The sequence below is a fragment of the Streptococcus sp. SS-4456 genome (assembly GCF_036680365.1).
In the GTDB taxonomy this organism is placed as follows: Bacteria; Bacillota; Bacilli; order Lactobacillales; family Streptococcaceae; genus Streptococcus.
This window is the reverse complement of record NZ_JAVIHI010000061.1, coordinates 1-9873: the sequence shown is the minus strand read 5'-3', so window position 1 is coordinate 9873 and position 9873 is coordinate 1. Positions and strand designations below refer to the sequence as shown.

The window sequence follows — 9873 nt, the reverse complement described above, 5'->3', positions numbered from 1 at the left end:
TGTTCATCTGCTTTCTATACTGAGTTGGGGAATTCTAGTATATCAGACGAACATGTCTTTTTTGTTGCACTTCATTTTACAACACGGGGTTTGTAACGGTTCGGCTTTCCGAGCCGTTTTTTCTTGTACTCTAAGATAGATTATGTTAGAGTTATAAAAGTAATGTGAGAGAAGGAGAAGATAATGTCCATTCAACAAATAGTAAGTATGGTCTTGCTGGTTTGGAATCTTATCGTGTTTATGACCTATGGTCTGGATAAGGGTAAGGCCAGAAAGGATGCCTATCGAATTTCTGAAAAAAACTTATTACTTATGGCTTACTTGGGTGGTGGTCTAGGTGCCTGGGCAGGTGGAACACATTTCCGTCACAAAACCCAGAAAAAGTATTTTCAATTAGCTTGGGCTGTAGGTGTCTTGATTGATGCTCTTATTATCTATTGGATTTGGAAATAGGCGAAGGCCTTTTTCTTTTTGTTCAAACTATTTTCGAACTATTAAAGTTAATCTTTCTATGCTATAATGTACCTATGAATAAAGAAGAAAAAAAATCAAATTACCAATTACTTTTGGCTCAGTTGGAAGCTCTGTTAGATGGGGAAACCAACGCTCTGGCTAATCTGTCAAATGCTTCTGCTCTGCTCAATCAGGCTTTACCAAATTCTGTCTTTACAGGTTTTTACTTGTATAATGGTCAAGAATTGATTTTGGGGCCTTTTCAAGGTGGCGTTTCATGTGTCCATATCGCTCTAGGTAAAGGTGTCTGCGGTGAGGTTGCTGCCAAGCGCCAGACCATTCTCGTAGACGATGTTCGTCTGCATGATAACTACATTTCCTGCGATGCGACAGCCCTGTCAGAAATCGTGGTGCCTATGGTGAAGAACGGTCAGTTGCTGGGCGTTCTGGACTTGGATTCCAGACTGGTAGCTGATTATGATGCCATTGACCAAGAATACCTAGAAGAGTTCGTTGCCCTCCTTGTGAAGAAAACGGACTGGAATTTTGCGATGTTTGGAGAAAAAGGGTAATGTACCAAGCTTTATATCGGAAATACCGGAGCCAGACCTTTGGGGAGATGGTGGGGCAGGAAGTGGTGGCGACCACGCTCAAGCAGGCCATTGAGCAGGGGAAAATCAGCCATGCCTATCTTTTTTCAGGTCCGCGTGGTACGGGGAAGACTTCGGCGGCTAAAATCTTTGCCAAGGCCATGAACTGCCCCAATCAGGTGGCTGGAGAGCCTTGTAACGATTGCTATATCTGTCAGGCCATAACTGAGGGTAGTCTGGAAGATGTCATTGAGATTGATGCGGCGTCAAACAATGGTGTCGATGAAATCCGTGACATTCGGGACAAATCGACCTATGCACCAAGTCTTGCCACCTACAAGGTTTATATCATTGACGAGGTCCACATGCTGTCAACTGGGGCTTTTAATGCCCTCTTGAAGACCTTGGAAGAGCCGACTGAGAATGTGGTCTTTATCCTAGCCACGACGGAGTTGCACAAGATTCCTGCGACCATTTTGTCGAGGGTGCAACGCTTTGAGTTCAAGTCTATCAAAGTGACGGATATTCAGGCCCATTTGGCTCAGATTTTGAGCCAGGAAGGTCTGGCTTTCGACGAGCAGGCTTTGACCATTATTGCACGTAGGGCAGAAGGTGGGATGCGAGATGCCCTGTCTATTCTCGATCAAGCTCTCAGTCTCAGTCCTGACCAGACGGTTAGCTTGGAAATTGCCGAGGAAATCACGGGTTCCATTAGCCTGCGCGCTCTGGATGACTATATAGCTAGTCTGCGTCAGGCGGACAGTGTGTCGGCACTGGGGTATTTGCAGACCTTGTTTGACCAGGGTAAGAGTATGAGCCGTTTTGCGACAGACCTCTTGCATTATCTGCGGGATTTGCTGATTGTGCAGACGGGTGGTGAGAATACCCATCTGACGGCTGGTTTTACGGAAAATCTAGCACTGGACCAGGATCGAATTTTTACCATGATTGAGTTGGTGACCAAGGGCTTGGCGGACATCAAGTCCAGCCCCCAACCCAAGATTTACGCTGAAATGATGACTATTCGTTTGGCTGAATGTGGTTCTCCTTCGGGGGCAATGGCAGAGCTGCCAGCGGATTTGGTCAGCCAAATTAGTAAACTACAAGAACAGGTGGCTGACTTACAGAAGCAATTGAGCCAACTCTCTAGCCAGCCAAGTGCTGCCAAGCCTGTTTCACGCAAGCCACAAGCAGTGAAAAAATACCGACTGGATACCAGCAAGGTTCATGCTATTTTGCAGGAAGCCATGGAAAATCCAGCCCAGGCGCGTGAGAATTTGACCCGCCTGCAAAATGCTTGGGGTGAAATAATTGAGAGCTTGTCAGGAGCAGATCGTGCCTTGCTTGTTGGTTCCCAGCCAGTAGCCGCCAATGAAAATCATGCCATCCTTGCTTTTGAATCCCCACTCAATGCTGAACAGACCATGAAACGTGATAATCTAAACACCATGTTTGGCAATATTCTCAGCAAGGCAGCAGGCTTTTCGCCACAAATTTTAGCCATTGCTCAGGAAGATTGGGTCAGCATCCGAGCTGAATTTTCGGCGAAAGCAAAGGGGCAAAAAACGCAAGAAAAGGAAAAAGAAGAAAGCCCTGTTCCAGAAGAATTTGGCTTTCTAGCAGACACCGTTGAGATAGTAAATGATTGATAGCAATATCGGTCTTAGGACTGATGTGAAATGTGCTTGACTAAGGTATACTATAGTCAATCCTAAATATTTTTCATAATCTCCTTAAGAAAGCACCGACTGAGTTGGTGCTTTCTTGTTTAGCTAGCATACATAGAAAGAAGGCGTAAAAAAATTCAGCCGATGGACTGAATTTTTGGTATAATTTAGCTATGAAACTGTCACAATTTCTTTTCTTGTCTCTTTCGACAATTATCGCTATTTATTTTATGAATACTTCCATTCTTTCTAAGGATTTTTTGCTTGCAGGTATTTTTGCCTTTATCGCCTTTCGCAATCTTCACTTTGCCTACAAGGTGACACGCTTTATTCGTTTGGTGGAGAAGCAGACCAAGAAGTAAGGCTGATTTCTCCACTGGAGATGATTTTTGCCTTGCCGTTATCCAGTTGGATGACTAGATTGCCTGTGTCGGTGATTGCGATGGCAGTTCCCTTAAATTCAACCTGATTTTCTACAAAGCTCACTTGTTGGCCAACAACAAGTGATTTTTCTTTGTACAGGGCAATGAGTTCCTTGTCATCGGTTTCTAAAAATGCTTTCCAAATGGCTGTAATCAACTGGTTGCGGGTAAAGGGAGGTTGGTCGTCAAAGAGATTGCCAGCTGATTGACGGAGTTCTTTGGGAAAATCATCAATATGGACATTGATACCAACTCCGATGATGACATCGGTCACCCGTTGGTTTTCCATGGAAGAAATGGCTTCGGTCAGGATGCCAGCCACTTTCTTCTGCCCCAGGTAAATATCATTGACCCACTTGATTTGGACATCTAGGTCACAGAGGGACTGAATGGCCTTGACCACAGCGGCAGCGGCCAGAATGGTGTAGGGCTTAAATTCCAGGAAGGGGACATTTGGAGAAAGGCGGAGGGACATATAGATACCGCCTGATTTGGAAGCATAAAATGGACGCCCAAATCGGCCCTTGGCCTTGTTCTGATGGGGAGCCAGGTAGAGGGCTGGGCTGACATGACCTGCTTCGATGCCTTGTTTAGCATCAAGCTGGGTCGAATCACTGTCGGCTTTCATGTGGACAGGTAGTTGGAGTTCTTCGGCAATCAAGTCTGGTAGAAGCAAATCCCCCTCGGCCAATTTGTAACCACGATTGCGGGCTGCCTCAATGGTCAGACCATGTGCCTCTAACTGGCGAATGGCTTTCCAGATGGAAGTCCGAGAAATACCCAATTCCTGTGCCAAATCCTCTCCGCTGATGTAGTCTTCTTTTTCTTTTAACAGTAAATAAATCTTCTGGTAGGTTTTCATGTCTTCATTATAGCATAAGTCAGGTAGTAAATAAAAAATGATATTCAAGACAATTTATCTATATGATATACTGTATAATAGGAGGGCCGCACTATGAATAGCTATCAGGTGAAGAGTGTGATATATGGAATTGCTGTTGGAGATGCTTTGGGAGTTCCTTTTGAATTTTGTGAACGCGGGAGTTTTAAGGTAAGCGAAATGGTTGGATACGGAACCTATTATCAGCCGGAAGGTACCTGGTCAGATGATACGAGTATGACATTAGCTACCCTTGATTCTTTGAAGACGTATAATGGTGTTCGAATAGAGGACCTGCGTAAGCAATTTTGTAAGTGGCTGTTCAAAGCTGAATATACGGCAACTGGCAAAGTATTCGACTATGGTATGACAACTAGCCATGCCTTAATAAATGGTAGAGGATTGGAAGATGTTAGTTCAAATGGAAATGGTTCCTTAATGCGGATTGCTCCTCTTGCTTTTTTCAATACAAGTCGGTGGGAAATTGCAGAGGTGTCAGCTATTACCCATGCTCATCCCATTTCTAAACTTGCCTGTATTATTTTTATTGAACTTTTGGAAAGTTTACTAAAGGGAGAAAAACTTGATGAATTTCTCAGTAATAAAGACTATCCCAAACCGTTTGACCGCCTTCCTTGTCTGCTCTCATTACCAATTGAAGCTATAAAATCAACAGGTTATGTTGTTCATACTTTGGAAGCTAGTTTGTGGTGCATACTTCATTCTACTAATTTTATTGAAGCGGTTTTGTTAGCAGTTAATCTAGGTGATGATACGGATACGACTGGAGCTGTCACGGGTGCTTTAGCAGGAGCCATTTATGGGTTTGAAGCCATTCCTAAAAGTTGGATAGAATCCTTACAGAATAGGGAATTGATAGATTCTATTTTGTCTCATTAAATTCCAAAGAAGAAATTTATTAAACTTTGAAAGATTACTGATAAAAAGGTGTTATAATAGTTTAAAATAAGGAGGTTTTCATGAAGACACTTGATTACATCGTTAAACTAACCAATACACCGTCGCCAACGGGCTATACGACGAATATTATGAACTACATCAAGGCAGAAGTGGAGGGTTTCGGCTATGAAGCTGTCAAAACTGCCAAGGGTGGCATTTTGGTGACAGTTCCTGGGGAAAATGCCCAGCAGCACCGCATGCTGACTGCTCATCTGGACACACTAGGTGCCATGGTCCGTGCAGTTAAGCCAGACGGCCGACTTAAAATGGATTTGGTAGGAGGATTTGGCTACCCTTCTATTGAAGGAGAAAACTGTCTAATTCATTGTGCCAAGAATGGCAAGACCTTTACAGGTACGATTTTGATGCATCAGACCTCTGTCCATGTCTATCGAGATGCCAGTACAGCTGAGCGCAACCAGACCAATATGGAAATTCGTTTGGACGAAAAAGTGACCAGTGCCGATCAGACGCGGGCCTTAGGGATTGAAGTCGGTGACTTTATCTCCTTTGATCCAAGGACTATTGTGACAGAAACAGGTTTTATCAAGAGTCGCCACCTTGACGACAAGGTTTCAGCTGCTATTTTGCTCCATCTTTTGAAGGTTTATAAGGAAGAGGGAGTGACCCTGCCTTACACGACTCATTTCTATTTTTCCAATAATGAAGAAATTGGCTACGGTGCTAACTCCAGCATTCCTGCTCAGGTGGTTGAGTATCTGGCGGTGGACATGGGAGCAATGGGAGACGACCAGCAGACAGATGAGTATACAGTTTCTATCTGTGTCAAAGATGGTTCAGGTCCGTATCATTATGAACTCCGTCAGCACCTGGTAGCCTTGGCAGAGAGGGATGGTATTCCATATAAATTAGACATTTATCCATATTATGGTTCGGATGCTTCAGCGGCTATGCGAGCAGGTGCAGATGTCAAGCACGCCCTACTTGGTGCGGGGATTGAGTCTAGCCATTCATACGAGCGGACCCACTTGGATTCTGTAGTTGCGACTGAGCGAATGGTGGATGCCTATTTGAAATCAGCAATGGTAGACTAAGATGAATGAAAATCGTTTTTTAGAGCTCTTTAATGACCTGGATAAGGTCTTACGCAAGGTCTGTCAAGTTGAGGATGGGGAACATGCGGACGTTGGTTCCATGTTGGCCAAGGCCAAGGACTTAAGCCCAGTCAATCCTGTCCAAGCCAACTGGGACAATCTCTATGTAGCTCGGCAGTTACGCAATCTCATGGTCCATGAAAGACGAACAGGATTGAAAGAAGTGGCTCAGCCTTCGCAGGAGTTGATTTCAGTTTTGGAAAAGGTTATTGCCCAGTACCAAGCACCTCTGACCATTGAAACCTATCTGCAAAAGACCCAGAGGATCAAGCCTATTCTGTTTGATAGTCGGGATAAGTTGACCCAGGCTTTAGAAATCGTAGAGCGTGAGCATTTTTCCAAGTTTCCGATTTTCTCTGGAAAGTCCTATCAGGGTTTGGTGTCAGATAAGGGACTGGCAAATTGGTTGGCCAAGGCTAGTAAGGAAACGGGCTCTATCCGTGAAAAATTAGAAAAAGCCAGTCTGGCTGATGTCTTGGCTTGCGAGGAGGATAGTATTCAGGTGCTTATTTTACCAACTGATACAAGCCTTTACCAGCTGATCAATCATTTTGAAGGGCGTAGCGCACAACCGTCCTAGTCAGTCGTCAGGCGAGCGGGAAGCTACATTCGCCAGAGGATTTGGTGGGGATTATCACAGCCCAAGACCTAGCAGAAATCTTGGGGCTGATGGATTAAGCGGAAAGGAGAAATCATGTCAACAAATCGTTTAGCCTGGGATGAATATTTTGCGGCCCAAGCTCTTTTGATTGCCAATCGGGCAACCTGTAAGCGGGCCAAGGTCGGTGCGGTTTTGGTTAAGGATAATAAAGTCATTGCGACGGGCTATAATGGTTCTGTTTCGGGAACCGAGCATTGTCTGGACCAGGAATGCCTGATGATTGACGGTCATTGTGCTAGGACCTTGCATGCGGAAGTTAATGCCATTTTACAAGGAGCAGAGCGGGGAATTCCAAAAGGCTTTACTGCCTATGTGACCCATTTCCCCTGTCTCAATTGCTCCAAGCAATTGCTACAGGTTGGTTGTCAACGTGTCGTCTATATCAACGAATATCGAATGGACGATTATGCCCACTACTTGTATAAAGAAAAGGGCTGTGAGCTGGTTCATTTACCACTAGAAACTGTTAAAAAGGCGATTGCGGATGCTGAATTTATCTAAAAAATGAAAAGGTGCCAAATGGAGCACCTTTTTATTTATTTATCTCTTCTTCCCATTTTTGGAATGTAGCCTCCCATTTCTCGTTAACAGAACTAGCCTCAATTTGACTGATTGCTGCCAACATTTCGTAGGAGAGAGAAATAGATTGGTTTTTTTTGATGTCTAGAACTAGGTAGAGGTCTCGTAGTTGTCCCCAACTCATGCCTTGTAGGTTGACGCTTCCTTCTTCACCGCCAACCGCCTCAAGATAATAAAGGAGACGGGTTAGCAAGGCTCTGCTAGTATCACCTTCAGACTGAGCCTCAGTTAAGGCTTCTTCTAATGGATAGAAAAACTCTTGGTAATTGTCATGATAGGTTGCTTCTGCATAGTATTGAAAGGTATCAACGTATGGTACGCGTAAGTGAAGATAGACTTTTTGGTCTTCAAATTTTGAATAAACAACCTCATAAGCTGCGGATTCTTGCAGGGAGTTTACATTGACTTTTAAGGCTTTCGGTCCGATTTCAGAGAGTTTGTAGGTATCTCCTTGATACTTCATGGAGTACTTGGTATCGACATCCATATTTTTTGAAAGTGTTGAAAAAAGTTCTTGGTAAACTTCTGTTTCAGAGGAGACGCCGTAGGCTTTTCGGGTTGCTTGTAAGGTATTGTTGGAAATATAAAATTCATCCACAATCGACAGAGCGTTTAAAATCGCTTTGTCTTTGACACTTTTTTTGTATGCTTGTAGGTTATCGTAGGCCTCTTTGCGTTCAGTGTCCTCTACAACCAGATCTTCACCTTCTGAGGCTGGTTCTCCTGTAATGCTGTACGGGCTATAGGTTTTTGAGTAGGCAGCAGTATTTTCTGTAACATCTACCTCTTCTGTAGAAGAAGTTGTAGTAGGGGAAGTGGTAGATGAACCACAGGCACTCATCAATGAGACGAGTAAAGCAACACTGCCATAGAAAACTAACTTTTTCATATTTATTCCTCCATTATACTATTATACTATTTTTGAAGAGGGTATGGAATAGGAAGTAATCGTTTTTGGGGTGATTTAGGGATGGGTAAAATACTTGAGTTGAAACAGATGTCTGTGGAAATGATGGAACTGTTTCGTATTTCTTACCAAACTGTGGTACAATAAAAGAGTTATTAAGTCCCGAAAAGGTAGTTATCAGACTAGTGAACCCTCTCAGACATACTTGGAAGTTATTGCTTTCTCGTTATGTATCTGGAATTTTCCTTTGCTCAAGACAGGTGTCTTTCGCAAAGAACTAGTCTTCGACTAGTTCTTTGTAACCTTAGTAACAATATATTTTAAGGGGGACATTTTTATGTCAGAACGTAAGTTGTTTACGTCTGAGTCAGTATCGGAAGGACATCCGGACAAGATTGCTGACCAGATTTCAGATGCTATTTTGGATGCTATTTTAACAGAGGATCCAGATGCACACGTAGCGGCGGAAACGGCTGTTTACACAGGTAGTGTTCATGTCTTTGGTGAGATTTCAACTACTGCCTATGTAGATATTAACCGTGTGGTACGGGATACCATTGCGGAGATTGGCTATACAAAAGGTGAGTATGGTTTTTCAGCCGAGTCGGTTGGGGTTCATCCGTCACTTGTAGAGCAATCGCCAGATATTGCCCAAGGCGTCAATGAAGCCTTGGAAACTCGTCAAGATGCTAGTCAAGATCCATTGGATTTGATTGGCGCAGGTGACCAAGGGCTCATGTTTGGATTTGCGGTAGATGAAACGCCGGAACTTATGCCACTGCCCATTTCACTGAGCCACAAATTGGTGCGTCGTTTGGCCGAGTTGAGAAAATCTGGTGAAATTACTTATCTCCGTCCAGATGCTAAGTCACAGGTAACAGTTGAGTATGATGAAAACAATCAACCTGTTCGTGTGGATACAGTCGTTATCTCAACCCAGCATGATCCTGAAGTTAGCCAAGAGCAAATTCGTCAGGATATCATTGAGTGTGTCATTAAGGACATTATTCCAGCTCAATACCTGGATGAACAAACCAACTATTTTATCAACCCAACAGGTCGCTTTGTTATTGGTGGTCCGCAAGGGGACTCAGGTCTGACAGGTCGTAAGATTATCGTTGATACCTATGGCGGTTACTCTCGTCACGGCGGCGGTGCCTTCTCTGGTAAGGATGCGACCAAAGTGGACCGTTCTGCATCTTATGCGGCACGCTACATCGCAAAAAATATCGTCGCCGCTGGTTTGGCTAAAAAGGCGGAAGTTCAGCTGGCTTATGCCATCGGTGTTGCCCACCCAGTTTCAGTTCGCATCGATACCTTTGGTACGAGCACAGTAGCAGAGAGCAAATTAGAAGCTGCAGTTCGTCAGATTTTTGATCTCCGTCCAGCTGGTATTATTCAAATGTTGGACCTCAAACGTCCGATTTACAAGCAAACGGCAGCCTATGGTCACATGGGTCGGACAGATATTGACTTGCCATGGGAACGCTTGGATAAGGTAGAAGCATTAAAGTCTGCTGTAAATGAGTGATAGAAATAGATGATTTTTGGCTCTTTGTCAACTGTAGTGGGTAGATGAAAAGCTAACACCTAGAGAGGACGAACTTCGTTCTCTCTTTTTCAATATTCAAAGCGATGT

General features: G+C 43.9%; 11 protein-coding genes. 9 read left to right on the top strand and 2 right to left on the bottom strand.

Features of this window, described 5'->3' with window-relative positions; translation table 11 throughout:
• Window positions 1-183: 183 nt before the first annotated feature.
• The 4 genes from RFK25_RS11010 (at window position 184) to RFK25_RS10995 (ending at window position 3072) form a co-directional block, all read left to right on the top strand.
• Window positions 184-453, top strand: a complete 270-nt coding sequence (locus tag RFK25_RS11010; protein ID WP_332413471.1) for a DUF1294 domain-containing protein — start codon at window positions 184-186, stop codon at window positions 451-453.
• A gap of 74 nt (window positions 454-527) precedes the next feature.
• On the top strand, window positions 528-1025 hold the full coding sequence (locus tag RFK25_RS11005; protein WP_332413469.1) for a GAF domain-containing protein: 498 nt from the start codon (window positions 528-530) through the stop codon (window positions 1023-1025).
• Window positions 1025-2692: a DNA polymerase III subunit gamma/tau gene (gene dnaX, locus RFK25_RS11000; RefSeq protein WP_332413467.1), complete on the top strand. Its 1668-nt coding sequence runs from the start codon at window positions 1025-1027 to the stop codon at window positions 2690-2692. Before RFK25_RS11005 ends, dnaX begins: the two co-directional genes overlap by 1 nt.
• Window positions 2693-2883: 191 nt before the next feature.
• Window positions 2884-3072, top strand: coding sequence for a DUF3272 family protein (locus tag RFK25_RS10995; RefSeq protein ID WP_332413466.1), 189 nt, complete (start codon window positions 2884-2886; stop codon window positions 3070-3072).
• On the opposite strand, the gene birA is transcribed toward RFK25_RS10995, so the two are convergent.
• Window positions 3038-3994, bottom strand: coding sequence for a bifunctional biotin--[acetyl-CoA-carboxylase] ligase/biotin operon repressor BirA (birA, locus tag RFK25_RS10990; RefSeq protein ID WP_332413464.1), 957 nt, complete (start codon window positions 3992-3994; stop codon window positions 3038-3040). The two genes, RFK25_RS10995 and birA, sit on opposite strands and share 35 nt — an antisense overlap.
• A 93-nt stretch (window positions 3995-4087) precedes the next feature.
• On the opposite strand from birA, the gene RFK25_RS10985 reads away from it, so the two are divergent.
• The 4 genes from RFK25_RS10985 (at window position 4088) to RFK25_RS10970 (ending at window position 7249) form a co-directional block, all read left to right on the top strand.
• On the top strand, window positions 4088-4912 hold the full coding sequence (locus RFK25_RS10985) for an ADP-ribosylglycohydrolase family protein (RefSeq protein ID WP_332413462.1): 825 nt from the start codon (window positions 4088-4090) through the stop codon (window positions 4910-4912).
• Between the two features lie 80 nt (window positions 4913-4992).
• Window positions 4993-6027, top strand: a complete 1035-nt coding sequence (locus RFK25_RS10980; RefSeq protein ID WP_332413460.1) for a M42 family metallopeptidase — start codon at window positions 4993-4995, stop codon at window positions 6025-6027.
• A gap of 1 nt (window position 6028) precedes the next feature.
• Window positions 6029-6667 (top strand): hypothetical protein, encoded by a 639-nt coding sequence (locus RFK25_RS10975; RefSeq protein ID WP_332413459.1) that lies wholly within the window; start codon window positions 6029-6031, stop codon window positions 6665-6667.
• A gap of 114 nt (window positions 6668-6781) precedes the next feature.
• Complete coding sequence (locus RFK25_RS10970) at window positions 6782-7249, top strand: deoxycytidylate deaminase (protein ID WP_332413458.1); 468 nt, start codon at window positions 6782-6784, stop codon at window positions 7247-7249.
• 31 nt (window positions 7250-7280) lie between these two features.
• Here the strand turns inward: RFK25_RS10970 and RFK25_RS10965 are convergent, their stop codons facing one another.
• A complete protein-coding gene (locus RFK25_RS10965; RefSeq protein WP_332413457.1) occupies window positions 7281-8216 on the bottom strand; it encodes a hypothetical protein in 936 nt (311 codons plus the stop codon).
• Window positions 8217-8571: 355 nt separating this feature from the next.
• Here RFK25_RS10965 and metK point away from each other — a divergent pair, with 355 nt between their 5' ends.
• On the top strand, window positions 8572-9765 hold the full coding sequence (gene metK, locus RFK25_RS10960) for a methionine adenosyltransferase (RefSeq protein WP_332413456.1): 1194 nt from the start codon (window positions 8572-8574) through the stop codon (window positions 9763-9765).
• The last annotated feature ends 108 nt before the right edge of the window (window positions 9766-9873 follow it).